1 protein-coding gene is annotated in these 1,394 nt (G+C 40.7%); it reads left to right on the plus strand.

Annotation, left to right across the window (positions count from 1 at the left end):
• Positions 1 to 375 precede the first annotated feature (375 nt).
• Positions 376 to 1,394 (plus strand): endonuclease/exonuclease/phosphatase family protein (locus QQK25_RS24705; protein ID WP_284190036.1); only part of this gene is annotated, 1,019 nt, incomplete at its 3' end.

Genomic DNA, 1,394 nt, shown 5'->3' on the forward strand with positions numbered 1-1,394 from the left:
TCGATGATATATTCTTGAAAGACCAACAACAACAATCAAAGCCTTTTCCCAGCCAAGGCCGGTCCCAAGCCCGGGTAAATGGGGAGGGTTCCGTTAGGTAGCTTGACAGCCAGGGTAAAACTTTGTCATGAACCAATGAACATGAATCCTAACATATATCGCGTAAAGGCTAGGGCGTCCCCCTTAAGCGACGCGTTGCATTTGCCTTCGAATGCTTCGAAAAATGGGCAAGGGGCGCCACATCGGCGCCCGGATGTGGTACAAAATAAGCAAGGGTTCCCTCGTTTTTCTGGACGAGCGAGGGTAAAGAAATTAGCCCAGGACACTAGGCTTAGGTTAGGCTCTTGGAACATAGGATCCATGACGGGGAAAGGGATGGAGTTAGTTGACACCATGGTTAGAAGAAAGATTAACATAGCATGCGTACAAGAGACCAAATGGGTTGGTGCAAAGGCCAAAGAAATGGATGGTTTTAAATTTTACTATACTGGAGTTGAAAGAAATAGAAATGGAGTAGGCATAATGGTTGATAAATATCTAAAAGATTGTGTGACATCGGTAGTTCGGAAAGAGGATAGGATTATATTAGTAAAACTCATCATAGGAGAAAACATTATTAACATAGTTAGCGCGTATGCACCGCAAGTAGGACTCGATGAACGTTGCAAAAAACATTTTTGGGATCAAATGGACGAGCTAATTCAAGACATACCAATCGGGGAAAAACTCTATATAGGAGGAGATTTCAATGGGCATGTAGGGAAGGATTGCAAAGATTACGATAAGGTTCATGGGGGTTTTGGTTTTGGGGAAAGAAATGACGCCGGTGAGGCGATTTTAGATTTTGCCTTAGCGTACGACCTTATGATTAGAAATACTTACCATAAAAAGAGAGACGAACACTTAATAACTTATAAAAGTGGACCACACGTAAGTCAAATAGATTTCTTTTTAACTAGAAAAATCGATCGTTTATCAACAAAGGATTGTAAGGTTATACCAGGGGAAAGCTTAACTACTCAACATAGACTACTTGTGTTAGATATTGTTTTAAAAGGAACATGTAGACGAAACCGTACTATGTCGGTCCCAAGGACAAAGTGGTGGAATCTTAAAGGGGAGAAAATAGAATTATTCAAAAACAAGGTCTTGAAGGAGACATCATGGACTATGGAAGAGGGGGCTAATGGTGTTTGGAACAAGATTTCTACTAGCATTAGAAATGTGGCTATTGACATTTTGGGAGAATCTAAAGGAACATCTCAACCTTTTAGAGAAACCTGGTGGTGGAACGAAGAAGTCCAAAAGATGGTAAGATTCAAAAGAGAGTGCTACAAAGCGTGGCAGAAAAATAGAAGTATAGAAAACTTCGACTCATACAAAAGAGCTAGTAA

The sequence above is a fragment of the Zoogloea oryzae genome (assembly GCF_030161255.1).
Lineage (GTDB): Bacteria > Pseudomonadota > Gammaproteobacteria > Burkholderiales > Rhodocyclaceae > Zoogloea > Zoogloea oryzae.